At 48.9% G+C, this 26,019-nt stretch carries 26 protein-coding genes; 13 read left to right on the top strand and 13 right to left on the bottom strand.

Going from position 1 to position 26,019, the window contains the following annotated elements; all coding sequences use genetic code 11:
- The first annotated feature begins 8 nt into the window (after positions 1-8).
- The 3 genes from AB3N00_RS13825 to AB3N00_RS13815 are packed head-to-tail and all read left to right on the top strand — an operon-like array spanning position 9 to position 1,096.
- Entirely contained in the window at positions 9-185 is a 177-nt protein-coding gene (locus tag AB3N00_RS13825; RefSeq protein ID WP_413035031.1) for a hypothetical protein, read from the top strand.
- Between the two features lie 18 nt (positions 186-203).
- Positions 204-653 carry an SMI1/KNR4 family protein gene (locus AB3N00_RS13820; protein ID WP_413035030.1) on the top strand — a complete coding sequence of 150 codons (450 nt, stop codon included), beginning with the start codon at positions 204-206 and terminating at the stop codon, positions 651-653.
- The gene (locus AB3N00_RS13815; RefSeq protein WP_413035029.1) at positions 650-1,096 is read left to right on the top strand and encodes a hypothetical protein; all 447 of its coding nucleotides are present in this window, start codon (positions 650-652) and stop codon (positions 1,094-1,096) included. The genes AB3N00_RS13820 and AB3N00_RS13815 overlap by 4 nt, the downstream gene beginning before the upstream one ends.
- Positions 1,097-1,339: 243 nt before the next feature.
- On the opposite strand, the gene AB3N00_RS13810 is transcribed toward AB3N00_RS13815, so the two are convergent.
- From AB3N00_RS13810 to AB3N00_RS13785, 6 genes are all read right to left on the bottom strand, one after another.
- Complete coding sequence (locus AB3N00_RS13810) at positions 1,340-2,551, bottom strand: alginate O-acetyltransferase AlgX-related protein (protein WP_413035028.1); 1,212 nt, start codon at positions 2,549-2,551, stop codon at positions 1,340-1,342.
- A 16-nt stretch (positions 2,552-2,567) separates the two neighbouring features.
- On the bottom strand, positions 2,568-3,989 hold the full coding sequence (locus AB3N00_RS13805) for an MBOAT family O-acyltransferase (RefSeq protein WP_413035027.1): 1,422 nt from the start codon (positions 3,987-3,989) through the stop codon (positions 2,568-2,570).
- 108 nt (positions 3,990-4,097) lie between these two features.
- A complete protein-coding gene (locus tag AB3N00_RS13800; protein WP_413035026.1) occupies positions 4,098-5,255 on the bottom strand; it encodes a hypothetical protein in 1,158 nt (385 codons plus the stop codon).
- An 18-nt stretch (positions 5,256-5,273) separates the two neighbouring features.
- Complete coding sequence (locus AB3N00_RS13795; RefSeq protein WP_413035281.1) at positions 5,274-7,058, bottom strand: glycosyltransferase family 2 protein; 1,785 nt, start codon at positions 7,056-7,058, stop codon at positions 5,274-5,276.
- Complete coding sequence (locus tag AB3N00_RS13790) at positions 7,058-7,549, bottom strand: glycosyltransferase (protein WP_413035025.1); 492 nt, start codon at positions 7,547-7,549, stop codon at positions 7,058-7,060. Before AB3N00_RS13790 ends, AB3N00_RS13795 begins: the two co-directional genes overlap by 1 nt.
- A gap of 365 nt (positions 7,550-7,914) precedes the next feature.
- Entirely contained in the window at positions 7,915-8,319 is a 405-nt protein-coding gene (locus tag AB3N00_RS13785) for a CBS domain-containing protein (protein WP_095288594.1), read from the bottom strand.
- A gap of 148 nt (positions 8,320-8,467) precedes the next feature.
- Here AB3N00_RS13785 and AB3N00_RS13780 point away from each other — a divergent pair, with 148 nt between their 5' ends.
- From AB3N00_RS13780 to AB3N00_RS13750, 7 genes are all read left to right on the top strand, one after another.
- Complete coding sequence (locus AB3N00_RS13780; RefSeq protein ID WP_413035024.1) at positions 8,468-10,585, top strand: penicillin-binding transpeptidase domain-containing protein; 2,118 nt, start codon at positions 8,468-8,470, stop codon at positions 10,583-10,585.
- Between the two features lie 78 nt (positions 10,586-10,663).
- Positions 10,664-11,083, top strand: a complete 420-nt coding sequence (locus AB3N00_RS13775) for a VOC family protein (protein ID WP_413035280.1) — start codon at positions 10,664-10,666, stop codon at positions 11,081-11,083.
- Positions 11,084-11,302: 219 nt separating this feature from the next.
- Positions 11,303-12,544: an FxLYD domain-containing protein gene (locus AB3N00_RS13770; RefSeq protein WP_413035023.1), complete on the top strand. Its 1,242-nt coding sequence runs from the start codon at positions 11,303-11,305 to the stop codon at positions 12,542-12,544.
- A gap of 14 nt (positions 12,545-12,558) precedes the next feature.
- Positions 12,559-13,704, top strand: a complete 1,146-nt coding sequence (locus AB3N00_RS13765; RefSeq protein WP_413035022.1) for a S1C family serine protease — start codon at positions 12,559-12,561, stop codon at positions 13,702-13,704.
- 115 nt (positions 13,705-13,819) lie between these two features.
- On the top strand, positions 13,820-14,419 hold the full coding sequence (locus tag AB3N00_RS13760; protein WP_413035021.1) for a TetR/AcrR family transcriptional regulator: 600 nt from the start codon (positions 13,820-13,822) through the stop codon (positions 14,417-14,419).
- An 80-nt stretch (positions 14,420-14,499) separates the two neighbouring features.
- Positions 14,500-15,720, top strand: a complete 1,221-nt coding sequence (locus AB3N00_RS13755) for an MFS transporter (RefSeq protein WP_413035020.1) — start codon at positions 14,500-14,502, stop codon at positions 15,718-15,720.
- A gap of 137 nt (positions 15,721-15,857) precedes the next feature.
- On the top strand, positions 15,858-16,025 hold the full coding sequence (locus AB3N00_RS13750; RefSeq protein ID WP_413035019.1) for a DUF3934 family protein: 168 nt from the start codon (positions 15,858-15,860) through the stop codon (positions 16,023-16,025).
- Positions 16,026-16,106: 81 nt separating this feature from the next.
- Here AB3N00_RS13750 and AB3N00_RS13745 read toward each other — a convergent pair whose 3' ends face one another.
- Together AB3N00_RS13745 and AB3N00_RS13740 are read right to left on the bottom strand one after the other, a co-directional pair.
- Positions 16,107-17,846, bottom strand: a complete 1,740-nt coding sequence (locus AB3N00_RS13745) for a methyl-accepting chemotaxis protein (RefSeq protein WP_413035279.1) — start codon at positions 17,844-17,846, stop codon at positions 16,107-16,109.
- A gap of 311 nt (positions 17,847-18,157) precedes the next feature.
- Positions 18,158-19,267, bottom strand: a complete 1,110-nt coding sequence (locus AB3N00_RS13740) for a hypothetical protein (protein ID WP_413035018.1) — start codon at positions 19,265-19,267, stop codon at positions 18,158-18,160.
- A gap of 208 nt (positions 19,268-19,475) precedes the next feature.
- On the opposite strand from AB3N00_RS13740, the gene AB3N00_RS13735 reads away from it, so the two are divergent.
- The 3 genes from AB3N00_RS13735 to AB3N00_RS13725 all read left to right on the top strand — a co-directional run bounded on the left by AB3N00_RS13735 (position 19,476) and on the right by AB3N00_RS13725 (position 21,470).
- The gene (locus tag AB3N00_RS13735; protein ID WP_413035017.1) at positions 19,476-20,099 is read left to right on the top strand and encodes a deoxynucleoside kinase; all 624 of its coding nucleotides are present in this window, start codon (positions 19,476-19,478) and stop codon (positions 20,097-20,099) included.
- On the top strand, positions 20,096-20,752 hold the full coding sequence (locus AB3N00_RS13730; protein WP_413035016.1) for a deoxynucleoside kinase: 657 nt from the start codon (positions 20,096-20,098) through the stop codon (positions 20,750-20,752). Before AB3N00_RS13735 ends, AB3N00_RS13730 begins: the two co-directional genes overlap by 4 nt.
- Positions 20,753-20,987: 235 nt before the next feature.
- Positions 20,988-21,470, top strand: coding sequence for a hypothetical protein (locus tag AB3N00_RS13725; RefSeq protein ID WP_413035015.1), 483 nt, complete (start codon positions 20,988-20,990; stop codon positions 21,468-21,470).
- Positions 21,471-21,661: 191 nt separating this feature from the next.
- On the opposite strand, the gene AB3N00_RS13720 is transcribed toward AB3N00_RS13725, so the two are convergent.
- The 5 genes from AB3N00_RS13720 to AB3N00_RS13700 all read right to left on the bottom strand — a co-directional run bounded on the left by AB3N00_RS13720 (position 21,662) and on the right by AB3N00_RS13700 (position 26,015).
- Positions 21,662-22,405: a MerR family transcriptional regulator gene (locus tag AB3N00_RS13720; RefSeq protein WP_413035014.1), complete on the bottom strand. Its 744-nt coding sequence runs from the start codon at positions 22,403-22,405 to the stop codon at positions 21,662-21,664.
- Between the two features lie 204 nt (positions 22,406-22,609).
- Complete coding sequence (thiE, locus tag AB3N00_RS13715; protein WP_413035013.1) at positions 22,610-23,275, bottom strand: thiamine phosphate synthase; 666 nt, start codon at positions 23,273-23,275, stop codon at positions 22,610-22,612.
- Entirely contained in the window at positions 23,275-24,087 is an 813-nt protein-coding gene (gene thiD / locus AB3N00_RS13710; RefSeq protein ID WP_413035012.1) for a bifunctional hydroxymethylpyrimidine kinase/phosphomethylpyrimidine kinase, read from the bottom strand. Before thiD ends, thiE begins: the two co-directional genes overlap by 1 nt.
- Entirely contained in the window at positions 24,084-24,896 is an 813-nt protein-coding gene (thiM, locus tag AB3N00_RS13705; protein ID WP_413035011.1) for a hydroxyethylthiazole kinase, read from the bottom strand. Before thiM ends, thiD begins: the two co-directional genes overlap by 4 nt.
- A gap of 51 nt (positions 24,897-24,947) precedes the next feature.
- Positions 24,948-26,015 (bottom strand): ABC transporter substrate-binding protein, encoded by a 1,068-nt coding sequence (locus AB3N00_RS13700; RefSeq protein ID WP_413035010.1) that lies wholly within the window; start codon positions 26,013-26,015, stop codon positions 24,948-24,950.
- Positions 26,016-26,019 lie beyond the last annotated feature (4 nt).

Genomic DNA, 26,019 nt, shown 5'->3' with positions numbered 1-26,019 from the left:
GCGAGAATTTGAGAGATATTCCGAAGATGTGGCAGGATGCATTGGCAGACGGAATTGAAGATCGTTTAATAGCGTTAAATAACGGGTCGGTTTCAGGCTGGTCGGTTGCGGGAATTCCGGAGCTCGAAGTGTACAGGGGTCAAGGTGAACCATCTCAAGTGTGGATACCGGTTAAACCTATTTAGTTCATTAGGAGGATTCATATGTTATCGAGTAAAGTGATTGAACATTGCCAGGACCAAGGCTGGTGGCATGAAGATGTGCCCAAGGAGTATGAAGAAGCATTACAGAAACTAAATATTGACCTTCAGTCGGATTTTGCACAGTTTTATCTGCATGCAGATGATGGCCCCACCTTTTACAGCAGGCATCAGGAGATTTATCAGATCTGCTGGGTTATGGAAAATACCGTGTATTTGGAAGACATGACGGTGGCTCAGCTCACGCTGGGATTGCCTGAAGCTTACATACCGCTGGACAGCTTTGAAGGGGAGGGAGGATTTTTCTATAACCGGCAAACCGGTGAAGTGGTGCTGGTGGAGCTTGGGGAGTCGATTGAACGCTTCTTGAGCGGAGAGAGCAGCCCGCAATGGCCTGATTTCAATACATTTCTGGAGTGGTACTTCGAACTGAATGAGGAGAAGGCGTTATGAAGGAATTGACACCGGAACATCCCGAACTGGAGAAACAGATTATTGAAACGGTTGAGGCAGGCAACGTTCTGGACGAAACGCAGCAGCATGAACAGGCACTGATCTATTATGATCAGGCATGGGGAATGCTGCCAGAGCCGAAGACGGACTGGGAAATAGCCAGCTGGATTGCTTCCTGTCATGCGAATGCACATATGGAGTTGGGACAGTATGCGCTGGCGAAGCCCTGGGCAGAAATATCACTGCAAACCCGTGGGTCGGATATCGATTCGGGTCCGCTCATTGAGCTGGGCACCGTCTGCATGAGACTGGAGCAGTATGATGAGGCGTATTCTTACCTGCACCGCGCCTATGAGTACGGCAAAGAACGTGCTTTCCAGGGCAGCCCGCCTGACGTGTTGCACTATTACAAGGAACAGAAGATGAAGCGTGAACGAAATTGATTTTACTGGATTACAAAAAAAGATAAGGGTATCCCGCCTGCCAGATCATTATTGGCTAGGGGTTACCCTTTTATTTTTCAAAATCATACTGGAACGGAGGGGGTAGAAGTAATCTGAAGAAGCGAAGCGTTCACCTTTATCACCGGATTTCTTCCTTTATACAACAATCAAGGAAATCCGGGGATAACAGTGATCGGAAGATTGTTCTACAACCGTAGTGGCATCGTATGATTGTTCACCGACTTAATCTTTCGCTCCATAAGGGAAAAATTCTTCTACAAGATCCTGTGGTGATATCGACACAAAGACGTGATCCAACTCGGTGTTGCTGGCAAAATCCATTATGTCCTCGGTGTAATACCTCGGATCAATCACGTAAATCTCGGACACAACAGTGGATAGGAAGGAGATCATCGGTACGGCGAGCGAGTCCTTGATGAACATGACTTTCAGTCCGTCCGGATTGTCCTTGTTCACGACATGAACAATGCCCTGATTCCCGTACAGGTACGTGAAATACTTATCTGCGGTCAGATCATAGGTAGCTCCTTGCACATTGAGCGGATACGTGGTGAGCAGCGCATCCTCGAAGCGCCCGTTCAGTGCAGCTTCCGTCTCGCCTGTCTTGAAGTAGAACGAATAGTTCGTCTTGAATTTCGGGTAGATCAGGTCGAAGTCATCTGCACCCGCGAAGTATTTACCGGCTTTGCGGCCCTGGGATCCGATAAAGATGCCCTCATATGGAATCACATTATAGTTATGGATATCCGTATAATAATGATCCGGGTCCAACGGCTTGGCGTACATGCCATCCAGATGATTCACCAGCTGGCCGAAGGCCCAGAATGCCGTCTTGATTTTCCAGTGATGGTCCGTTGTAAAAAACAGATCCTTCGCCGGAATGCCGCTCTCCAGCAAGCCTTCACGCAGGTCGAGTGTATCGATCCCATCCTGCTTCAGATTGGCAAGAAAGCCGTCGGCAGTTTCATTGTTATAGTTGTAGGGAATGCCGTCCGGGAAGGTCGTATATCCACGTACGTATTTGTCCGGAGTCATGACGTAGGTCAGCTTGGTTTGAGGATCCAGATTCGCTCCAAGCGCAGCAACCCGGTCTGACAGGTCTTTCGTATACGTTGGCCCGGTGGCGAAGTAGGTATAGTGCAGCTTGCCCTCCATGTCTTTCACAACCTCGAAGTTGTTCTCCTCGTTTTTCCACATGAGGGACTGCAAGTATCCATAGGCCTCCACGAAGCCGAATTTTTCGAAGACATGTTCATTGATGTCCGCATCCAGCTGATGGATCAGTCCTTTGGTTTCAGAGATATCATAATCTCCGGATGCCAGCGTTTGTTTGATCGGACCGAAGGACTGAATCATATTTAGAACAGAGAGCGTCACCAGCACGAGAATGAAGAGGAAAGCGGTGATTCTCTTTTTGGCAAGAAAGTTGTGCATGCTTATGTGCCTTCTCTCAGAAATTAAAATAGATAAATGGATTGTATGTACCTTTGACCAGATACGATACACAGACCAGGAACAATAGAATGATTGTCAGGGGATAAACCAGCTCCAGCGGTTTGCGGAAACGGGCGCCATCGACCATCAATTTGTTCATCCGGGTGGCGATCGGCATGCAGAACAGAATGCCCAGAATGAAGAAGAATGCATATTCCTTGAGGAACATCCAGGTCGTATCGCTCCAGAATCCATTGCCGTACAGCCCAAACATATTGCCCAGATAGTGACCTGCCTGCAGGAGATCCGGAGAACGGAAGATGACCCAGCCAATCACAACAATAAACATGGCGTAGAGATGCCGCAGCGGGATGAAACGTGTTCCTTTGTCAAAGCTGAAGATTTTCTCCAGCGCGATGAACGCGAAGTTAATTAATCCCCACACCACGAATGTCCACTCCGCACCATGCCATACGCCGGTAAGTCCCCAGACGATCAGCAGGTTGCGAATCATTTTATCCTTGTTGGTGACACGGGAACCGCCCAGCGGGAAGTACACATATTCCTTGAACCAGGTACCGAGCGAGATGTGCCAGCGGCGCCAGAATTCGGTGATGGATCTGGAGATGTACGGATATCTGAAGTTCTCTTCAAACTTGAAGCCGAACATCAATGCCAGACCAATGGCCATGTCGGAATACCCCGAGAAGTCAAAATAAATCTGCAGTGTATAGGCAATCGCCCCAAGCCACGCCAAACTGGAGGACACTTCGTATGTGCCTCCCATGCTGAAAATGTGATCCGCAACAATAGCCATGCTGTTGGATAACAGCACCTTTTTGCCCAAGCCCACAATGAATCTGCAGCAGCCTACCGCGAACTTGTCCCAGCTCTCTTTGCGATTCACCATCTGATCCGCAATCGTGTTGTACCGCAGAATCGGTCCGGCAACGAGCTGGGGGAAGAAGGAGATATACAATGCAACGTAAAAGAGATTTTTCTGAACAGCACCGTGTCCACGATAAACGTCAATCACGTAGGAAATTCCGTGGAAGGTGAAGAATGAGATGCCCAGCGGCAGGGCGATGTTCGGAATGCTGAGTCCGAAGCCCGTATTCTCGTTCACAATGCGCAGCGCAAAGGCCAGGTATTTGAACACAAACAGCATACCGAGGTTGACGATCAGCATCATCGTAATGATGGTGTAGGCTGCATTGCGCCGTTCCCTGAACTTGTCCACGAGCAGAGCGAAGACATAGTTGAAACAGATCGAGGCCAGCATGATCAGGACGAACCAGGGTTCACCCCAAGCATAGAAGAATAAACTTGCTACAAGCAGCAGCACGTTTTTGAGCGTAACCGAGAATTTCAGTACGTAATAGAGCCCCAGAACAAGCGGCAGAAAGTAAAATAAAAAGACTACACTGGAAAAGAGCACTGCCTTTCCTCCTTGAGGATCATATAAGAATGCAGCATGTATCCAGGCTAAAGAAAGACAGGCTGTACCTGCATCCAGGGATGTGATCCAGCCTGCCGGAGTTCAGCCTTACATCCTGAATGGACGTCTCGCCCGGCGCTGAGCACGGCGGGCACGCCTTTTTTGGGCACGGGGTGTGTGCCGGTCTTTTCTCCACAGCCAGTAGGCAGCAAGCGTAATGATTCCGGCTGTCGTCAGGACAATGCGGATAAGCCATTCCACCCATGGCTTCATTAGCGGATTGGAGGGGGTTAACACCTTGGTTACCTGATCAGGTGACGGGATGGAGCGTGTAGTTCCATCCTTCTCCTGCACGCTTATGGACGTTGAGCGGTCCAGCATAACGGTGTAGGTCAGGTTCCATTTTCCATTCACGAGTGCACGGATGGTGAGACTTTCAGGTTGAACCCCAGTCTGGAGCGTAAGCAAGCCATCTGGTGTGATGGAAGCCCCTTGCACGGGATTGTCCAGTTGAAAGGAAGCATTGGGTAACCCTTTGCTTGAAGCGGCTAGGACTTCATATTGCGCAATGGATTCACCCGCTTCCGGCTTTACAATCCGCTCGTCTCCCGTGATCTGAAGTGTGGTTAATTCATTCTCCACAGCGGCTTGCTTTTGGGATACAGGCTTGATGTTTCCGACCCGGAAGTTCAGTTTGGCATTCTCGGTGGTCGTCGTCGTAATGCCCCAGCCGGTGATTTTGCTCAGCTTCACCTGGCCTGTCATTTTGGCCTTGTCCTGAACCATCAGACTGGAAAAGGGGATGCGGATCTGTCCGACAAATCCCGGCTCCAGTTTGATCAGACCTGCAACAGGGTGAACCAATGCTGCCTCCTTGGTTGCCTTCGGAACGACAATGACATTTCGATCGTCCGATACCGTAACGGAACTCTGATCTGCTCGGGTAAATACAACATTTAAGGGTAAAGTCTGATCCGATTCATTGCGGATGGAGAAGGTCAATTCACCGTAGCCTGACCAGTCCCTGTTCCGCAGTTCATAGACGTAGGCGGAATAATAGCCTTTTTGGAGTCCCTGCGTAGAGGTGATGATCTGCAGGCTTCCGGATTTGTCGACACTGGCGTCCACTTGGGTCCCGTTATTCCATGCACGGATGGTATTCCCGCTCAGATTAAGCTGTTCGGCTTGAACAGCCTGCACCGGAAGCAGGCTCCATAATGCGGCGAGACTGGCGACAAGTGTCAGTTGTTTCCACTTCTTGATCATGTGTTGCTTGCCTCCGCTCTATAAATAAGCCATCTCGTTGAGTTCATCGTCCGAGAAGTGTTTGTCTTTCGCTGTGACGTTTGGACGGCCAGGCTGCCGCTGCTCACTATTCCACTGTGTAAGCAAAGCCTCCAGGGCCTCCATTTGGTGGTTGCGTACAATGTCCCCGATGTTGGTTACCCGGTAGAGATTTCCGCGTTTGTTGCGCAGGGACTGCACCCATATACAGTCCAGTGTCAGGTCCTCGGCAAGGGGGAGTTTCATCTCATAGGCCAGATCATGGCGGGACGTCTCCAGCAGAACATATTCATAGTTAAAATCGAGCAGGGTAACTGCTCCATGCTTGGATGTGTTCACCGTACGATTCAACGGAATACGTGCCAGCTTCCGGTTGGACATGAACTCACTCTGCCCTCTGCGTACAAAATTCAGGCGAATGTCTTCAAACGTACTGATATCCTTGTCCAGCTTCTGAGGAAGCGTAGGCTCGCGGTCATAGATAATATGAAGCAGCTGCCGCTGCTGCTCTTCTGTCATTTCCTTGACGATAAAAGCATACTTCCAGCGATTGCCGATGGATGCCACGTGAGCGACCTTGCCTGTAAATTCACTCGCATATCGATCGTTAACCAGCCTGATGCTGACCTCAACATCACTCGGAATGTATTTCGGCTTATCCAGCATCACGGATATTCCGCCTTCCGACAGATCATGCGTAAGGCAGGAGATCGTCTCGCCTTCGGTCGTAATCGTGCAGTCCACAGAAGCGAGTGAACGCTCGTGGTTGCGGAATACTTTGCGCCCGGCGAGGAAGAAGATGGACATCATGATGTTGTAGAAGTTAATCAACAGCCAGTACAGCACCACAAGGAAACCGATCGTGCCCTGACTGAACGTCCAGTGAATGCAGTTTACAATACCGATGATGGACAGCACGGCCAGGATGAGATGGGGAATCATCTGTTTGATCTGATAGTTCCGGTCATCATTTTGCGCACCATCTTTGCGGGTCACGACGAATTTGTTCATGGTGATGCCAAGCGTCTCCAGAATGACGGCTGGCAGCAGGGACGGGAACAGAATGGTTTCATAGACATTGGTCCATTTGGTGGTTCGAATATTGCCTGACAGCATGCGCAGACAGGTATTGGTCAGTAAATACATCGGCAGCCAAAAAATCAAAATTTCAAGTATCGTACATTTCACGACAAGAATGCCGAAGACGGCAAACAGAATGGGTGACATGATATACAGCAATCTCTTCAGTCCGGAATACCAATAGGTAATCGAAGAGATATAGTTTAATTTTTGAGCAAAACTCAGGCCTCTCTTGAACAGGAGGTTCATCTTCTTGCCGGTCTGAATACAACCGCGTGCCCAGCGCTGACGCTGCTTGATGAGGCTCTTCAGATCGCCAGGAGCAAGCCCGGATGCCAGTACCTTGTTGGTTGCGAAGCAGCGATACCCTTTGCTCTGCATTTCAATGCCTGTTGCAAAGTCCTCTGTAATGGAACCTGTATAGAAGCCCCCTACGTCTTCCAGTGCCTGTCTGGAGAGAACGGTATTGGTCCCGCCGTAGATCACGGAATTGGATTTGTTGCGTCCCACCTGTACGTCACGGTAGAAATAATCCTGCTCATTCGGAATCCGGTTCTCGGAGTAGAGGTTGTACTGGAATTGATCGGGATTGTAGAAACTTTGCGGTGTCTGCACGAAACCGATCTTTTCTCCTGTCAGAAAATACGGAACACAGGACGTCAGAAAATCATGCTTCGGAATCATGTCGGCATCAAAGGTGACGATCAGGGGGAAGAAGTATGCTTCATGGCGTTGTTTAAATTACCAGCCTTAGCGTGTTTGTGTTCTGTCCGCGTCAGGTAGTTGATGCCCAGATGGGCGGCCAGCTCCCGCATCTCGGGACGATTGGAATCGTCACACAGATGGATATGTACTTTGGAACGGTCTGGATAATCCATGTTAAGACAGCCGTTAATCGTTTTGAAGAGAAGGGATGTTGGTTCATTGTAGGTCGCAATAAAGACATCCACATCCGGATATAACGTCTTGTCTACCACTGGAAGCTCTGGATATTCAAGCCGGGTCATATTGTAAAAGTGGACGGCCAGTTCGAACATGCCGATGAGTTCGACAATAAGGAGGGCAAGACCGGCGGTCACGGCGAGAGGGCCATGGCCGAAAGGAATCGTGAAGAACGTACGCCAAATGACGTAAATACAAGACATGATCACCGTAGCCGTGACCAAAATCTTGTTGCGTGTACTTAAATAATTCAATGGAATACCTCTCTCTGATGTTACTGAAATGGATCTGCACTAAATAAAAAAAAGATGTGCTCATTGTACTAAAGCATTCTGAACAAATTCTGAAAAAAACCGTAGGACCCTTGCGGCGTAAGGGCTGTAAAAACACGACTTATCTCCTTAATTATGTCGTATGATGATAATTATTGTAGTTATTTGTCGAATAATGCGCAATATGTTTATTGTTTTCTTACACTAAAATAGCGTGAGAACGAGTTGAGAGAAGAGAGTGTATGGAAGAAAAAGGAGAATATGGGCAGCAAAAAAAGCGAGCAAAGAGTGCTCGCCTTTTTTTCATCCATCTGCAGGGAAAACTGCAGGTGGCTTTCGTTATTGAATTAATCAGAAATGTTACGTGTGTAATACTCAATAATATCCTTGCGCCGGATAATGCCAAGAAAGACGCGGTCCACGTCCACAACAGGAACAAAATTCTGGTCCGCTGCCAGTGTCAGCATATCCTCCATTTCTGCTTTGATGAAGACGCATTCATTATATACCCGGTTGCTAATTTCATGCACCTGAACCTGATCCATGTTATCAAAAGTCAGTCCGGGGGTGCTCCGCATTTTCCATAACAAATCGCCTTCGGACAGGGTAGCAACATATTTTCCGTCCTGGTCAATCACGGGAATGGCGGTATAATGCTGTGCTTCAAGCTGTTCGAGCGCTTCCTTCATGGAAGCGGAGGACTTGATATAAGCCACTTCGTCTTTGGGGAGTAAAAAATAGCTGATTTCCATCATCGGGCTCCTTTGCCTGTAATTTCACTCTCCTTATTTAAACATATTATGTGAGCATTCGGCTATTTTTAATGATAAATTCGTCAGATTTGTTCCATTGTTTCAGGGGCTCTGGAAATCTATAGTATATATTAGAGGTGATCTGACCATGAAAAAATCAAAACGCAAAATCATATATGGACTTCTCCCCCTTCTGTTTGCTGGCGGAATCGGGGCATATTTATACATGCAGAACAGCAAAGCAGAGGAAGCGAAGCCAGAGGCAACCGTGGATCAATACATAGAGCATTTGCAGAAGCAGGAATTTGATCAGCTGTATACGTTGATGACGCCTGCTTCGCTGGATGAGTCCGGCATGGACCGGGAACAGTTTATCGAAAAGTATAGTGCCATCTATTCGGGCATGGAGGTATCGGCGATTAAGGCAGAAGTGAAGCCGAAAGTGTCTGAGGCGACGGCAGATAGCAGTGCAGCAGGAAACAAGGGCAGCGGAGAGCAAAACACAGCCAAGCCTGAACAGAATCCGGATGCCTATGAAGTGGATTACAACCTGCAGTTAACGACCTTCCTTGGAGAAGTGAACGAGACACAGACACTGAAGCTTGTCCGGCTGGAAACGGAAGACGGCAGCAAAGTGTGGCGGATTAACTGGCAGCCTTCGATGATCCTGAGTGACATGATTAAAGGAAGCAAAGTCAGAGTGAGGACACTTATGCCGGAACGTGGAGATATTGTGGATCGGGACGGTTTGCCGCTTGCTACCAAGGGCACGGTAAACGAGTGGGGCATTGTGCCCGAGAAGCTTGGTGAACATCCGGAGGCCATGATTGCCCAAGTAGCGAAGCATTACAAGGTGTCAGAAGATGTCATCAACAATGCCCTGTCGCAAAAATGGGTGAAGCCGGAGTATTTTGTCCCCATTGGTTCAACAGAGGAGTCTGACATTCCTGAACAATTAAGTGGAGTAAAGTTACAGTCCAAGGAAATCCGCTACTATCCGCTCGGTGAATCGGCTGCACATCTGATTGGCTATGTGCGCAAGGTCACTCAGGAAGATCTGGAGAAGGATGAGGAAGGATATTACCGTGCTGAAGATTGGATCGGAAGAGCGGGGCTGGAGCAGTCGCTGGAGAAGCAGCTTCGAGGGGAGCGCGGAGGCTTAATCGAAATCACGGATGAATCCGGCAAAGTCCTCTCGGAGCTCATACGCAAGGATGCGGTAAACGGACAAAAAGTACGGTTAACCATCAGCGCGGAAACACAGTCGGAGCTGTATAAGGCGTTATCGAGTGGCGGAGATGCCGGAGCAGCAGTGCTCATGAATCCGGTCGATGGCAACCTGCTGGCCCTGGCCAGTGCACCCGCCTACAATCCGAACAAAATGGTTACGGGACTCACTCAAGCGGAATGGGATGCGTATTCTGCGGATGAACAGCTTCCATTTATCAACCGATTCACCAACCGATATGCACCAGGTTCAACCTTCAAAGCGATTACGGCAGCAGCGGGATTAATGGAGAAGGTTACAACAGCGGATAAAACCCATGATATATCCGGTCTGCAGTGGCGCAAGGATGAGAGTTGGGGCGGTTACTACGTAAAGCGGGTGAAGAGTCTAACCCCGGTAAATATGGTTGATGCACTTGTCTATTCGGATAACATTTATTTTGCCCAGGAGGCACTGGAGATGGGCAGCAAACGGTTTATTGAGGGCATACAGAAGTTTGGTTTTGGAGATAACTTTGGCCTGGACGAATTATATTTGAAGCCGAGCCAGTATGCCAACGAAGCGAATTTGGACCTGGCTTCCGAGGTGCTGCTTGCAGACACATCCTATGGGCAGGGAGAAATGCTGATGTCGCCGATTCATCTGGCGTCGTCGTTCACTCCTTTTATTAATGAAGGAAAAATGGTGAAGCCTGTTCTGATCGAGGGAAAGGAAACCTCCGAGCCAGAGGTTGTCATCACCCCGGATGCTGCGAATACGGTTAAGGATGCACTTGGCCAGGTTGTTTCCCGTTCGGGAGGAACGGCTCATGCGTTGAACTCGCTTCCGGGGGATTTGGCAGCCAAGACGGGAACAGCCGAGCTGAAGGCGAAGAAGGGTGAACAGGGACTGGAGAACGGATTCGTTGTCGTGTTCGACACGCAGTCCCCCAGCTTCCTAATTTCGGCGGTCATTGAAGGCGTGAACGGCCGGGGGGGCAGCCATTATGTGGTGGATAAGCTCAAGCCTTTCCTGAAGCAGCTGGAGTCTACACCGTAAAATCTTTTGCATTGACAGGCCCTGTCCGGAATGTTATTTTGTGGTAGAATCTACTCTATTGGATTGAGGTGGTCGATGGTGGCTGTTCGCGCCAAGCAGATTTTTGTCAATTTACCCGTTAAGGATTTGAAGAAGTCGGTTGAGTTTTTTACCAAAGTAGGATTTGAGTTCGATGCGAATTTTACAGACGAGTCTGCTACCTGCATGATCATTGGGGATAATATCTATGCCATGTTGCTGGTGGAGGAACGGTTTCAATCCTTTATTAACAAGGAAATCTCGAATTCGGCGAATACGGCGGAAGTTATTGTAGCCTTATCGGTAGATAGCCGCGAAGAGGTGGATACCATCGTACAAGCCGCCCTGGATGCCGGCGCTAAGCCATACAATGATCCACAGGATCATGGATTCATGTATGGATGGAGTTTTCAGGATCCCGATGATCACCTCTGGGAAGTTTCCTATATGGACCTGAGCAGCTTTCCGGCTCAAGAGTAGAGTAGAACATGAATGGATAGTCAGCACCTTCCTACTATATAGTAGGGAGGTTTTTTTTGTCCTATTTATATAAAACTGCACATTCACACACATGCCATGGAAAGGAACCATTTATATCCGGATAACATATGGTGTATTTTACCTTTTTGCTATATGATAAATGTCGATTCGTGTAAAAACAGCAAACATACATACGTTCTTTTTGATGGAGGGATCAAGGTGTATTGTCACGTATGTGGGACCAAAAGCAGTCCAGGGGACAGCACATGCAGAAAGTGTAGAACGAAACTAAAAGATGCAAGCACTACAGAGGAACAGATCTGGGCCGAAACGGCAGTTGGTCTGGAAACGGGAACGGGAGACACAGCCCATTCGTTATCGAGGCAGCAGCCTGCGCCTAAGCCGAACAACAAGGGCCCGGGCCGAGCCTTCAGCTGGATCATCCCGCTGCTGCTGGCAGCGGTGATGGGCGCTCTACTGACGTATTACTACAACCAGGAGAGCAGTATGAATGCAGAGGTACAGTCACTGCATCAACAGGCCGAAAAGGCTGCACTGGACGGGGAATATACAGAAGCCCTGCAGCTGCTGGACGCAGCCATTGCCAAACGACCGAATTACGATGCACTGGTGCAGGATCGTCAAATTACGGCGAAAGCCTTCAATCTGATGAATCAGTTAAACGAGGCTGCTGCGAGTCTGAAGACAGGCAAACTGTCCGCAGGGGATAAAACCATTCAAGCGGTTGCGAAAGAACTGAAAGAGCGAGAGGAACCCGTTTTTGCCAAGGTACGCATGGCGTTAAGTAACAGGAAGGTTACACTTGCCGTACTGAAGGTGAAGAAAGAAATTGATAGTTTGACAACGGTAGAGGCCCTGGCCGAGAAACTGGATACGGTGTCGAAGCTGAAAGGTAACGAGGCACAGGCCGTCCAGAAACAAATTACCGACAAGTTGGCGGGGATTAGTTACAAACAAGCAGAGCAGCAAGTGAAGAAAAAAGATTTTGCCGCTGCTCTGTTAACCGTAGATCAGGGGCTGTCCTATGCGCCGGAGGATGACAAACTGACAGCATATCGTGAGCGGGTGCTGAGTGAGAAAAAAGCGTTTGAGAAAGCGGAAGCTGAACGAATCCAGCTGGCTGAGCAGCAAGCCGCGGAAGAAGATTTGAAAAACCGGACGGCTGCCGTAAGCGTCGTGAACGTGGATGCAGCACTCGATAACTATGGTGACCTGTACATCAGTGGTTCAATCGTGAACAATGCGACGAGACCGATCTCATCCGTTACGATTATGGTCGATATCTATGGTACAGATGGCACCTATCTGGGGCAGACCTATGTCGATGTATATCCGAGCTGGCTGGAAGTTGGCGAAGAAGGCTTTTTTGAAACCTACTATTATGGTGTGTACGAGGAAGCGCAAGTCTCTGTTGTGAATGCAACGTGGTATCTGGAATAGGAGGACAGGTTGGAATGAGCAAACGAACATGGAGTACGATCATATCCTGTGCCATCATTATTGGTGCCGGGGCAGGAGGCGTGTTCTGGATACATCAGCATTCGGAGGATCAGCTGCAGGGTGGGCCCAGACTGGCTGTAGTGGCTGCAAAGGAAACGGAAACGACGGCAGCGAAGACGGCTACCGGTACCAAGGTGAAGAAGACGCGCAAACAGATTATTGAGGAAAGCCAGAAGAAAGTGGTTACGATTGAAAGCAGCAGTGGATTGGGTTCCGGTTTTCTCTACAATGAGAAGGGTGACGTCATCACCAATGCGCATGTGGTGGAAGGTTCAAAAGAAGTGACGGTCCGTACACTTAATCATGAGGAATACAAAGGGACGGTAATTGGAATCGGGGAAGAGACAGATGTGGCTGTCGTCAGAGTTCCGGATCTAAAAAAGCTTACACCACTTACCATCGCCAAAGCTAAAGCAGAGACCGGAGACGAGGTGTTGGCACTGGGCAGTCCACTGGGGCTGGAGAACACAGTGACGACAGGCATTATTAGCGGTGTGGGCCGCAGCTTCGAGATCCCACCGTACATTTACAGTAATCTGTATCAGATCTCGGCTCCGATTACCCATGGCAACAGTGGTGGACCGTTAATCCATGCGGAGACGGGCGAAGTGCTCGGCATTAATTCAGCTGTCGTGGAGCAGGAGGGTGGCATTGGTTTCAGTATTCCGATCACCAGTGTGCTGAAGCGGGTGCAGGCATGGTCCGAGAAGCCAAACGCTACAACGGTGGTTCAGACGACAGGTGGTAACACCGGGACAAGTGGTATTTCTGCCGAGGCAGAGGGGTTGGTGACCAATTTCTATCTGAGCCTGAACCAAAGTGATTATGTTACCGCTTATGCACTGCTGGGCAGTGAATGGCAGAGCGGTACAAGTTATGCCAATTTCCGGGAAGGATACCTGAATACAAGCTACGTGACCATTAGCGGAATTTCTTCCACTGATCAAGGGAATGATGAGTTGGAAGTCACGGCGACCATTACAGCGGATGAGCGCAAGGACGGCGAATATGTGACCACGAAATATAAGGTGACTTACCAAGTCGGTTATGAGAATGGTCAGCTGAAAATACTGCACGGCCAGGGCAAAAAAATAAAATAAGATCAATAAGGAGAATAGGTAGTTGGCCTTATTCTCCTTTTGTATTGCTTAATTTCCAGCGATCTGTTAAAATACAGAACGAATGTTCAGTATGCAAGAGAGAGAGTGAAATGATATGAACAAAAAGCAACTTCAAACCGAGCAGACCAAGAAGAAACTTGCGGATGCCTCCAGAGCCCTTTTTGTACAAAAAGGCTATAAAGCCACATCCATTGAAGATATTGTGGCTGCCACAGGCAGCAGCAAGGGGAATATTTATTACCATTTTAAAAGCAAGGAAGGACTGTTTCTCTATCTGATTGATGAGTGGGATCGGGAGTGGGAAGAGAACTGGGCTTCCAAGGAACATCTGTACAAGACCTCTACCGAGAAGATCTATGGACTAACGGAACAGCTTGTCCTGGATGACATGAACCATCCGCTGACCAAGGCAGCTGATGAATTCTTCACCGGCGAAAAGAAAGAGAACGATATTGAGGAACGAATCGCATTGATGTTTGAGCGGCATATTCAATTCAATAGACAATTGGTGCAGCAGGGCATTGAGAGTGGAGAGTTCAAGGAAGACAATGTTGATCACCTGGCGCTGATTTTGGAAAGTACCATTATTGGACTCAGCCAGTTATCTCGCGGGATGAAGCCCGAGGAGGCTGTGGCGTTGTACCGCCAGGCGGCGAATGTATTTCTGCACGGGATCGCCAAAAGCAAGGATTGAGATTGAAAAATTACTAAGAAACAAAAGGGTTGTTTTAGCTATAAGAAGCAACATTTTGACAATTTACGGAGGATTCAATCATGGCATTACTGACAAGAAACAGGGGCGCACTCCTGCTATTAATGTTTAATATTTTTCTCGTGTTTACAGGTATTGGGTTGGTGGTACCAATCATGCCTGCGTATATGGATCTACTGCATATCACTGGGTTCACGGTTGGTTTGCTGGTAGCAGCATTCTCCTTTACCCAGTTTCTGTTTTCTCCGGTTGCGGGCAGGTGGTCTGATGCATTTGGCCGTAAAAAAATTATTGTAGGCGGCATGCTGATCTTTGCCGTATCAGAGTTTATGTTTGGTGCAGTCAATGCGCCAGTGCTGCTCTTCGCAGCCCGGATGCTGGGCGGGATCGGTGCAGCGATGATCTTCCCATCGATTATGGCCTATACCGCAGATATCACTACGGAAGAAGAGCGCGGCAAGGGCATGGGACTGATTAATGCGGCCATTACGACCGGATTCATCATTGGACCGGGAATCGGCGGATATATCGCGGACTTCGGCATTCGGATTCCGTTCTATGCGGCAGGGGTTGCCGGATTGCTGGCAGCCATCATCACCCTGATTATTTTGCCGGAATCGACACGAAGTACAGGTGAAGCAAGTAAACCTGCTGCAGGTACAACAAAGGGCAAAACGCCGGGGATGGTATCCCAGCTGCTGAATTCGTACCGGGAGCCGTACTTCTTCAGTCTTATTATCGTATTTGTCATGGCATTTGGCCTGGCCAACTATGAAACCGTATTTTCTCTGTTTGTGGATCACAAATTCGGTTTTACTACCAAAGATATTGCATTCATTATTACGTTTGGTTCCATTGCGGGTGCAGTGGTGCAAGTATCCCTGATCGGCTGGCTGCTCAACCGATTTGGCGAAAAGAAAGTGATTTCAATCTGTCTGCTCTTCGTAGCGGTGTTTGTGCTGCTCACGCTATTTGTGCACACGTACTGGCTCATCCTGGTTGTAACCTTCATCGTATTTCTGGGGATGGATATATTGCGTCCTGCAATCAGCACTCAGATGTCCAAGCTGGCAGAGGAACAGCAGGGGTTTGTTGCCGGATTGAACTCCGCCTATACGAGCTTGGGTAATATCGCAGGTCCAATTGTCGCTGGAGCCTTGTTTGATGTAAATATTAACTATCCTTACGTTTCGGCTGCTGCCGTTCTGGCCGTCTGTTTCCTGTTATCTCTTCGGGTTCTAAGAGAGGTTAAGCCGGCAGGGCAAGCGAAGTCTGAAATGTAATTTGGCGGGAAGGACGTAAAGGCACCGATTTTTGTTATAATAAGAAATGCTGGAAGTGAATACTATGGGCTGGGTTACGATAAAAGGTACCGAGGACGGTCATTTTTAAGCATATACAGGATTATTGGAGTGATAAAATGAGTAAAGCAAAGGGTAAGGGCGGCACAGGACGCGGTACCGGCAAAAAGGGCTGGAATCGCTGGCAAGCCAGTGCCAACCGGGCGAAAAGTGCCCCAAAGCCTTATAAAAGCAAAGGCACGAAGAAGAAAGACGATACCGAAACTTCAAGTGACAAATCCCAGTGAATGGGACCAAGATATGATAAAAAAGAAATCTTCCCCGGAAACAGGGAAGATCTTTTTTTGTGAGATGCCATTTTGAATCGGTTAATTCACTTGTTTAACTTTGAAGAATGAGATCAGTTCCTGCAGCTGCTTCGATACCGCAGAGAGTTCGTCCGAAGCACTGACAATGGAAGCCATGGAAGCTTCCTGTTCAGCAATCGACTGTTCAATCTGTTTACTGCTGTTCGCTGCCTTGCTAACACTCGCGGACAGTTCATCCGCCGTTGCAGACATCTCTTGTGTGCTGGCGGAAATTTCCTCTGTAGAGCTGGAGATGTCCTGAATTTGGCTCGCTACTTTGTTCGTGGCAGTCAGAATATCCCCGAAGAATTCGCCTGTCTCCCTGGTAACTTGGGAGCCTTTTTCCACTTCACGGGAACCAAGCTGCATAGCTTCCGCCGATTGCATGATATCCCGCTGAATCTCGTCAATTAACGAGCGGATCTGCTTAGCCGATTCCTGTGATTGTTCTGCCAGCTTGCGTACTTCTCCCGCCACAACGGCAAACCCTTTTCCTTCTTCACCCACGCGGGCTGCTTCGATGGAAGCATTCAATGCCAGCAGATTGGTCTGACCGGCAATGTCCGTAATGATATTTACAATGCCGCTAATTTCGTTGGAACGATTCTCCAAAGATCGGATGGACTCGGATGTGTGTTTTACAGCACCCGAAATCAGGTTCATTTGCTCAATGACTTGCAGCATAATCTCATGACCGGAATGGGAACGCTGTTCCATACTCAGCGCTTCATCGGCTACCTCAGAGGAACTGCTTGCGATCGTTTGAACAACGGTGGACATTTCCGTCATGGCACGCGCATTCTCAACGGATGCCTGATCCTGAGAGCGAAGGCCGAGTGAGATATCCCGGATATTCGTGCTGATGATTTGAATATTACCATTGTTATTTGCTGAGATTTCTAATAATTTCTTGGATGAATTGGACAGGTGATGTGATGTCATTTGGACTTTGGACATCGTATCATTGAATCGTTCAATCATCGTATTGAATTTCTGATTAATGATCCCCAGATCATCCCGTCCTGTCTGGATGGATACATCCAGGTTCCCCGAGCTGGCAACATCGATACCTTTCATCAGGTTGCGAATCGGAGTTAGCGTTTTTTTCAATAGGACATATTGAAGGATCATAAACAGAAGCAGGAAGCCTACAAGAAACATACTGCTGTATGTAATAAGCTTATGAAGTCCTTTGGGAATAGCGCTTGCATCGACATCAAAGTAAAGTGCTGCGTACGTATGGCCCTCCGCATTTCTGATCGGATATACAAGCGTTGTCCAGGTACCGTACTCATCGGTATAAAAGCTGCTTAAAGATGGCTGCCCATCGTTCTTCATATCTACCGTTGCTTGGGCATTTTCTGGGGGGAGTGTGTACATCGAGCCTGCGGTCAGGTTGCCTTCCTCGAAAGGCTGGACCAGGTTGGTCGGAATGGCGATGATGGACGTTTGGTTGCCTTCCTCCAGTTCGGTTCCGAAGATGTAAGCCTGGGCAATGTTGGGATACAATACATGAATGGAATCCAGGTAGTCCCGCAGTTCTTTCTGTACAGGCCCGTCATAGCTTTTCTCATTCATAGCTTCGAGCACTCTGCCGGAATCCAGATCGTCAGACCATTTCTGGGTTGTAATTTTTGCCTGATCATAAAGTTGCTGACTGAGCACGTTTTTTTGCAGCTGATATCCTGCTGTAATCAGGATGATTCCAATCAACATAATGCTACCGAAAGATATAACGAGGTTTTTGGCAAAGAAAGGCATGGTACTCCATCGGATCTTAGCGAACAACTTGTTTCTCTCCTTTTTCTAGCTAATTTTGATCTATTCGTATATGCGAATCATTCCAGACTCTTCTAGGACCTCCAGACATGTAGTATTCATGGAATATATCGTAATAAAGTCATATGAATGTTAGTAATGAAAATAAAATGATGCTTTAGCACTAAAACTTTCAGTTTATTTTCGTATTTTTCATATTTTAATTGAATTGTTAAAATAGCATGGCTCTGCGGAGACTATAAAAAAGCCTCTCCAAGTATGAACGAGTCATACGGGGAGAGGTACTTTGTAAACTATTGGCTTTCACTGTAGGTTTCGGTGTATTCCTTGTAATCATCCTTAGCCTGGTCAAATCGGCTCTCAAATGTCCAGAAAATAACCTGTGAGAAGTGAGTTGCCGATTCCAAAAAAGTATATACATAACCGATCTTCATTCGTTCTACTTCCGTTCGCACTTCAACCTGCCATCCAGTCATTCCATTGATGGTCACAGGTACCCGTTCTGAAATGGATGCATTCCCCTCCGGATTCACGTTATTCTCCATGATGAGATCGTAATAATCCTGCAGGGTGATGTCAGCTCCCACATCTTCCTTCGCCTCATGCAGAACAGCCATATAATCCTCATTGTTGACGAAAGAGGCCTGCAGATCCGCGTCAGGCACTAGGCTCAGGCTGGTTGACCAGTTGGAAGGAATTCGAATCTGGACATAACCATCCTCGCTGGTTAACGTTTTTTTTACGATAGATGAACGTCCGGGATCTTCCGTTGTCATTTCATCATTAAGGATCTTGACCGACTGCGCAATGCGTACAAAAGTATCATGATCCACGCTGGCCGAGCCGTCGGGGTGAAACAGGAAGATCCGATAGAAATGATTGTCTGTTTCCAAGGCAGCATTCAAGTAATAAACCTCTTTACCATTAAGACTTCCTTTGGATTCTATGACAGAGGCTGTTTTGGAATCCATGTTGAGCTTGTATGTATCCGTATCAGGCCCGGGCTCCAAGCCTGTGGAAAAGGGATCATTGAAAATATTGAAGGCATCTTCGAGAGTTGATCCTGCGGCCAAGTCAGATTTGGAAACCCGGGTGATGGACAGCCCGCTATTTTCCTGTTGATCCGATGCTGTAAACAACATTTCTACGTTTTTGTTGGAATACTTCTTCCAATTGGAAGGGACAGAGACCTGAATTTCTTTATTATCCGATAATAAAGTATGCTCTTCCCCAGAATGTGTGGCAGCTTTAATCGTCTCTGTAGAAGAGTCCAAAGGGGTTTTTGACGATTCGGCAGAAGGGGATATCGCACTACTGGAAGGCGAGCTGCACCCGCTCACTACGAGTGGAATGGACAGAACAATCATCATGGGCAGTTTCATAGACTTTTTGAGCAAACTCATCAAGGTGTAATCTCCTTCGGCATGTAATATAAAAACAAGTTGGTTAACAAAGGGGTATTTTACCATTTATATGATGTTTCGGGCTATAGGTGAAAATTCATTTATATACATAAAATACTGGCCATCGACTCCGCGAAGCTGTGATACAATAGGTGAGGTCTATACAGAAACGGAAACACGCATGAGGTCAAGGAGGAGCAGGAACACGATGAAATCAGCCCCGTTTATTGCGGTGGAGGGTGCGATTGGAGCGGGGAAAACCACGCTGGCAACGATGCTTTCCAAGGAATTGAACCTTCCGCTGGTGAAGGAAATTGTAGAAGAGAATCCCTTTCTGGCTTCCTTCTATCAAAATATTGACGAGTGGAGCTTCCAGCTTGAAATGTTTTTTCTATGCAACCGGTTCAAGCAGTTGGAAGACACAGGTCTACACTATATTAAACAAAATACGCCCGTCATATCGGATTATCATATCTACAAAAATATGATTTTTGCCGAACGTACCCTGAAAGGAACCAAACGGGATAAGTACCGTCAGATCTACCATCTGTTAACCGATGATCTGCCCAAACCCAATTTGGTGTTATATATTGAAGCGGAGCTTGATACGTTAATGTACCGCATTAACAAACGTGGACGTTCCTTTGAGCAGGACATGGATCCGGCATATATGGAACAACTGATTGCGGATTACAAGACAGGCATGTCTTACTTGGCAGAAAGCGCCAACCCGCCTACGATTATTAAAGTGGATGCAGAGCAGTTGGATTTTGTAGAGCATCCTGAACATTTCAGACAGATTGTTAACCAGATAAAGGAGTATATCACATGAATAACTATGGCATTCCGGCGAATGCATTAATTACGGTAGCAGGTACGGTTGGCGTGGGGAAATCTACGTTAACGGCAGCACTTGCACAGCGTTTGAATTTCAAGACCTCTCTGGAACAGGTCGATCATAATCCATATTTGGAGAAGTTCTACCATGATTTCGAGCGTTGGAGCTTCCATTTGCAAATCTACTTCCTGGCGGAGCGCTTTAAGGAACAGAAGAAAATATTTGAGCTGGGCGGGGGATTCGTACAGGATCGTTCCATTTATGAAGATACAGGTATTTTTGCGCAAATGCATGCAGATCAAGGCACGATGTCGGCCACAGATTTTGAAACCTACAGCAGTTTGTTTGAAGCGATGGTGATGACACCGTATTTCCCGCATCCGGATGTATTGATCTATCTGGAAGGCAGTTTGCCGTCCATTTTGAATCGGATTACGGAACGCGGACGCGAGATGGAAATCCAAACGGATCGTTCCTATTGGGAACATATGCACGAGCGCTATTCGGTTTGGATTAATCAATTCACGGCTTGCCCCGTACTTCGTTTGAACATTGATGAATATGATGTGCACGATCCAGCTTCCGTAGATGCCATTCTGGCCCAAATTGCTGCAGTCATTCAACCTTCCAACGCATCGCAAGTGTAAGAGTAACCGGAGTTTTCGCTTTAAATGATGTAATTCATAGATCCCTTCCTTCAGCTTAAGGCTGGTGGAGGGGATTTTTGTGTTGCATATAAATGATGTGGAATTGCCCCAATGCCTTTCTCTTAATTTTCAGAAAAAAAGCAGAAATTTGTTGAAAGAAAGCACATTTTGTGGTTTCATAAGAAAGGTGAATTCTGGAAAATTAGCATATGCATGACTCAGGAGGGAAAGACACGTGGAAGAGAAACAAGGAATCAAGATTGGCCTGCCGATCATCGGCGGGTTAATTGCAGCAATTGTAGGGGGAGCCGTGTGGGCAGCAATCGCAGCATCGACCGAATATGAGGTTGGGCTTGTCGCGATCCTGATTGGGGCACTTACGGGGTACGCAGTGGTTTTGTTCTCCAACAAACGGATTGCAACGGTACATAAAATCATAGCTGTCATTTTTGCACTTCTCGGCATTTTGCTGGGCAAATATCTTACGGTTATCTATTTTACATCCCAGCTGTTCGGTGATATCGGAATGATGGAGCTGGCGTTCGATGGTGAGATCATCAGTGAATTCTTCGCAACCATTACGGACTACTTCAGTGAGCCGGTTGATCTGTTGTTCATCGTACTGGCAATGGTATCCGCTTGGCAGATTCCGGGACGGATGGCGAAGACCAGCCTGGCATCACCAGCATCGTCATCGGACCATGCGCCAAGGGCGTAAACAGAGTCGGAGTCTAGTAACGGGAACAGTGCAATATGGCTGCTGGTTATAAAACTTAAAATGTACTCAGAGTGAAAGACCGGAAGGGGTCGATCACATTGCGGCTGAGATACAGGAGAAGGGACGTGACGCCTAATGGCGTACGTCCCTTCTTTGCAGTTGGAGTGGAATCGAATTTAATGAGGGAACCATTAGCTCTTGCGGTCGGCAAAGACTGCCATCGCATCCCTCATGAACAAGGCCAAGCCTTCACCAAATTGATCTATATTACGGGTAAAGCGCTCGTCATCCACATACATCTGTCCGAGTCCTCTGAAGGCCTCCGGAGAATAGCTGCCCATGTTGTTCAGATAGGTATACCATTCGGTAATCCCCTCTTGAGCCTCATCAGAGGCTGGGTCTGTATGGCGAAGTTTTGCCAAGCGGGTATAGATTTTGTTCATTTCATCGGACAGAGCCTTCTGTTCCCTGGGAGATTTGCTCTGAAGTTTCCGGTTCGCTTCATCCACAGCCTGGTCTCCCCAGCGTTCTCTTGCTTCCTGTTCATACGGATTTTCACTGAAGTCGAATCCTTCGAACTGTTCTTTTGTAGTCATATGAATCTCTCCTCTCATGTGCAGGACGCTTCTATCAATCGTGGCGATCATTTGGTCGAGGCGCTGGCGCTTCTCCAATAAAATACGGCGGTGCATATTTAGTGCTTCCTCCCGGTCAAAGGAGGGGTTGGTGATAATGCTTTTGATATCCTTCAAGGAAAAATCGAGCTCTTTGAAAAACAAAATTTGCTGCAGCATTTCCAGATTGGCATCTGAATACAATCGATAACCGGCGGAAGTGACTTCGTCCGGTGTCAATAATCCGATCTCGTCATAATGATGCAGTGTGCGCACACTGATCGAGGCAAGTTCGGCAACTTCTTTTACTTTCATGGCCATGTGGAATACCTCCTTACACCACCGATTGTACAGCGTCACGTTACGTGAGAGTCAACAGGTAATCATGTAAAAAAAGATGCGAGCCATACGGCTTGCATCCCGGATAGAAAAGAGGGGCTTTGAAAAATTCATGAGGGTTGCCAATCAGGATGAACATCGTCGCCTCAGCGTGAAAAGGGGGAGGCGGTGCAGGGAGGGCAGGGCTTACGCCTGCATCCCGAGCACCGCCTCAGCGAACTGCGCAGCCGCTGCGCGCACATCGGCCGCGCCCGCGATGGCGGAGATGACGGCTACGCCGTCGGCTCCAGCCGCCATCACGGCGGCCGTGGTATCGGGCGTAATGCCGCCGATACCGACCACCGGAACTGCGATGCCTGCGGCGCGCAGTTCCGCCACCCCGGCGGGGCCCAGCACAGCGTGGGCATCCGCCTTGGACCGCGTCGGGTACATGGGCCCGACGCCAAGATAGTCGGCGCCCGCCTGCACGGCACGGCGGGCTTCCTCCGCGGAGTGGGCGGATACGCCAAGCATCCGCCCCGCTCCGATGCGGGCGCGTACCAGCGCCGCGTCCGCATCGTCCTGGCCGACATGCATGCCGTCGGCCTCTACCGCCACAGCCAGCTCCACATCATCGTTCACGATGAACGGAATGCCGTGCTGGCTGCACACCTCGCGAAGACGCATCGCAAGCGAGATGCGGGCTTCGCCTGTAAGTGCACCAGTTCCCTTCTCGCGGAACTGGAACAGCGTGATGCCGCCAGCGATGGCCTGGCGCAGCACCTCCACCGGGTTCAGCAAAGTGTTTACGCTGCCCATCACCAAGTACACCTGCATCGCACGGCGTACCGCTTCTGCATCCCATCTGCGCATCACTGCTCACCCCGCTGTCTGCGCTGATACGCAAAATGATTCGTCGGCCCGTGACCGGCCCCAATCCCGAGTTCATCCTCAATGGCTGCCTGAATAAATGCTCGCGCGGTTGTTACGGCTGCCAGTACAGACGAACCCTTGGCCAGTTCGGCCGTGATGGCGGCGGAATAGGTACAGCCCGTCCCATGGGTGTGGCGTGTTACAATCCGCACGTTCTCCAGATAATGAAAGGACGTGCCGTCGTAGAGCACATCCACGATCATCCCGTTACCCTCAGCATGACCACCTTTGACCAAAGCATACGCAGAGCCCATGTGCACGATCTGCTTGGCGGCTTCTTCACGTTCCGCCAGATTCCGGATGCTTATCCCGGTAAGCAGCTCCGCTTCCGGTATATTTGGCGTCGTAATCAGTGCATGGGGAAGCAGCTCCGTGATGAGCGCCCGCACCGCCTCCTGCTGAAGCAGCGGGGCACCGCCTTTCGCAACCATAACCGGATCAATGACCAGATTGGACCAGCCGAATTGCCGCCATTTCTCGGACACCAAACGAATGGTCTCTGCACTGAAGAGCATGCCTGTCTTTACCGCCCCAGGCTGAAAGTCTTCACCCGTGGAATCGAGCTGCCGGGCGATACCTTCCAAGGGAACCGGATATACCCCCTGAACGCCAAGCGTATTCTGTGCTGTAACAGCCGTAATGACAGACAAGCCGTAAGCACCTAGTTCCTGAAAAGTTTTCAGATCTGCCTGAATGCCCGCCCCGCCGCCATTATCCGACCCGGCAATTGTGAGTGCCTGTGCCATACTCATCCTGCATCACCGCCAACCTGGCGTACCCGAGCCCGCTGCGCAAGCAATTCCGGGGTTACCAACGCAAGCTGGTTTAACAGTTCGATCTGGAAACTGCCTGGCCCAAGACTGGATGTGCGCTCTGCCGCAATCTCTGCCGCAACGCCATAGAAGGCGAGTGCTTCGACAACGCTGCCGAGCAATTCTTCTCCTGACGGAGCAATCGCAGCAAAGGCACCTATGATAGAGCTGAGCAGACATCCTGCGCCAGTGACCTGGGTAAGCAGGGCATGTCCATTTTGCGTCAGGAACGTGGTCTGCCCATCCGTAATGACATCCTCATGTCCGGTGATAACAACTACACAGCCGAGTTTCTGCGCTGCCCGCTCGGCGATCCCGGTGCGGTCACCTTCGCCTTGGCCTGCATCGACACCCTTGATGCTCCAGTTCTCGCCTATGACATTGGCGACCTCCGCCACGTTACCCCGCAGTACGGTAAGTCGAAGCTCACGTACGAGCATCTGAACCGTATCCGTGCGATAGGCCGTAGCGCCAGCTCCTACCGGGTCGAGTACAACAGGTACATGATGGGCATTGGCCGATTGTCCGGCGAGGCGTATGGCTTGAACCACCTTGTTATCCAGTGTGCCAATGTTAAGCACTACCGCTCCGGACATTTTGGCGACATCGGCTACCTCTTCATGCGCATAGGCCATGAAGGGAGAGGCACCGAGTGCAAGCAAACCGTTGGCTGTAAAGGGAGCGACCACGATGTTGGTGATATTGTGAACAAGTGGATTATGAGTACGAACACGTGCCAGATATGACATATAAAATTCCCTCCTGATAAGCCATTATTTTTATAGCAGCAACTGTACTTCTTACTCCTCCTGCAAGTTGATAAACGCATCCTCGGACTGTATCGAATCCGGAACCAATTCACGCTGTACCAGCCACTTCCGCACGTTTTCCCAGGAGGAAGACTCCTGCCAGCCAAACGGGGTACCTTCTTCGGTCATGAGCGGAAGCAGAATGTCCAGACTTTTTGTTTCAATTTCCCGATCCAGCGGGGACGTCTCATTTTCGTGTGCGAGCAGGATGTTCAATGCTTCTTCCGGATGCTCCGTCACATAGTTCTGACCTTCCTGGATTGCTTTGACGAAGCGGGTGAGCTGATCCTTCTTCGCCTCGATTCCCTCGTCGCTTGCCGTGAGAACGAGTTCGTAGTAATCCGGCACGCCGTAATCGACTGGATTAATCGACTTAACGGGATGACCTTCTTTCTCCAGAATCAACTGTTCATGATTGATAAAACCACCCATGATCGCATCGGCCTGACCGGAGGCCAGCGAAGGGATCAGATCAAAACCGACATCCACCAAATTCATGCGGTCCGGATCGCCGCCATCCTGACTAATCATCGTACGCACCATGGCTTCATATAGGGGAACGGAGGAATACCCTACCGTCAGTCCTTCAAGATCTTTGGGCGAGTTCACGTTGCCGTCCGTTTCCGTCAGCAGATGAACGAGTGGATGCCGAACGACAGCAGCAATGGAACGTACGGGAATGCCTTCTCCACGGGCTAGCAAAATTTGCGGCTGATAGCTCAGCGCCAGGTCCACTTTGCCAGCAGCAACAAGTTTGAGCGCATCATTCGTATCGGCAGGCATCTGAATGTCCACATCGAGACCTTGGTCTGCAAAATATCCCTTTTCCTGTGCTGCGTATATAAAGGAATGGACTGCGTTCGGATACCAGTCGAGCATGATGGACAATGAATCATGGTCACCAGACGACGATCCGGTTGTTGTTGAATCTTTGCCCTGTGCCTGAGGAATGGAATCGGACGATGATGGGTTGTCACCTGTATTGCCACAACCGCTGACGATCAACAGTAAACAGATGAGGGCAGGAAGCAGGATGTGAAAGAGTTTCTTTTTTCTCATGGAT

Origin of the sequence: Paenibacillus xylanilyticus (assembly GCF_047246825.1) — a bacterium.
In the GTDB taxonomy this organism is placed as follows: domain Bacteria; phylum Bacillota; class Bacilli; order Paenibacillales; family Paenibacillaceae; genus Paenibacillus; species Paenibacillus xylanilyticus_B.
Note: the sequence above shows the minus strand (reverse complement) of the source record. Positions and strands in the feature narration are given on the sequence as shown.

Coding starts and splice junctions, on each gene's coding strand:
- AB3N00_RS13820 (WP_413035030.1), top strand. CDS start 204: ATGTTATCGAGTAAAGTGATTGAACATTGCCAGGACCAAGGCTGGTGG.
- AB3N00_RS13815 (WP_413035029.1), top strand. CDS start 650: ATGAAGGAATTGACACCGGAACATCCCGAACTGGAGAAACAGATTATT.
- AB3N00_RS13810 (WP_413035028.1), bottom strand. CDS start 2,551: ATGCACAACTTTCTTGCCAAAAAGAGAATCACCGCTTTCCTCTTCATT.
- AB3N00_RS13800 (WP_413035026.1), bottom strand. CDS start 5,255: ATGATCAAGAAGTGGAAACAACTGACACTTGTCGCCAGTCTCGCCGCA.
- AB3N00_RS13785 (WP_095288594.1), bottom strand. CDS start 8,319: ATGGAAATCAGCTATTTTTTACTCCCCAAAGACGAAGTGGCTTATATC.
- AB3N00_RS13780 (WP_413035024.1), top strand. CDS start 8,468: ATGAAAAAATCAAAACGCAAAATCATATATGGACTTCTCCCCCTTCTG.
- AB3N00_RS13765 (WP_413035022.1), top strand. CDS start 12,559: ATGAGCAAACGAACATGGAGTACGATCATATCCTGTGCCATCATTATT.
- AB3N00_RS13760 (WP_413035021.1), top strand. CDS start 13,820: ATGAACAAAAAGCAACTTCAAACCGAGCAGACCAAGAAGAAACTTGCG.
- AB3N00_RS13755 (WP_413035020.1), top strand. CDS start 14,500: ATGGCATTACTGACAAGAAACAGGGGCGCACTCCTGCTATTAATGTTT.
- AB3N00_RS13750 (WP_413035019.1), top strand. CDS start 15,858: ATGAGTAAAGCAAAGGGTAAGGGCGGCACAGGACGCGGTACCGGCAAA.
- AB3N00_RS13745 (WP_413035279.1), bottom strand. CDS start 17,846: ATGCCTTTCTTTGCCAAAAACCTCGTTATATCTTTCGGTAGCATTATG.
- AB3N00_RS13740 (WP_413035018.1), bottom strand. CDS start 19,267: ATGAGTTTGCTCAAAAAGTCTATGAAACTGCCCATGATGATTGTTCTG.
- AB3N00_RS13735 (WP_413035017.1), top strand. CDS start 19,476: ATGAAATCAGCCCCGTTTATTGCGGTGGAGGGTGCGATTGGAGCGGGG.
- AB3N00_RS13730 (WP_413035016.1), top strand. CDS start 20,096: ATGAATAACTATGGCATTCCGGCGAATGCATTAATTACGGTAGCAGGT.
- AB3N00_RS13720 (WP_413035014.1), bottom strand. CDS start 22,405: ATGGCCATGAAAGTAAAAGAAGTTGCCGAACTTGCCTCGATCAGTGTG.
- thiE (WP_413035013.1), bottom strand. CDS start 23,275: ATGCGCAGATGGGATGCAGAAGCGGTACGCCGTGCGATGCAGGTGTAC.
- thiD (WP_413035012.1), bottom strand. CDS start 24,087: ATGAGTATGGCACAGGCACTCACAATTGCCGGGTCGGATAATGGCGGC.
- thiM (WP_413035011.1), bottom strand. CDS start 24,896: ATGTCATATCTGGCACGTGTTCGTACTCATAATCCACTTGTTCACAAT.
- AB3N00_RS13700 (WP_413035010.1), bottom strand. CDS start 26,015: ATGAGAAAAAAGAAACTCTTTCACATCCTGCTTCCTGCCCTCATCTGT.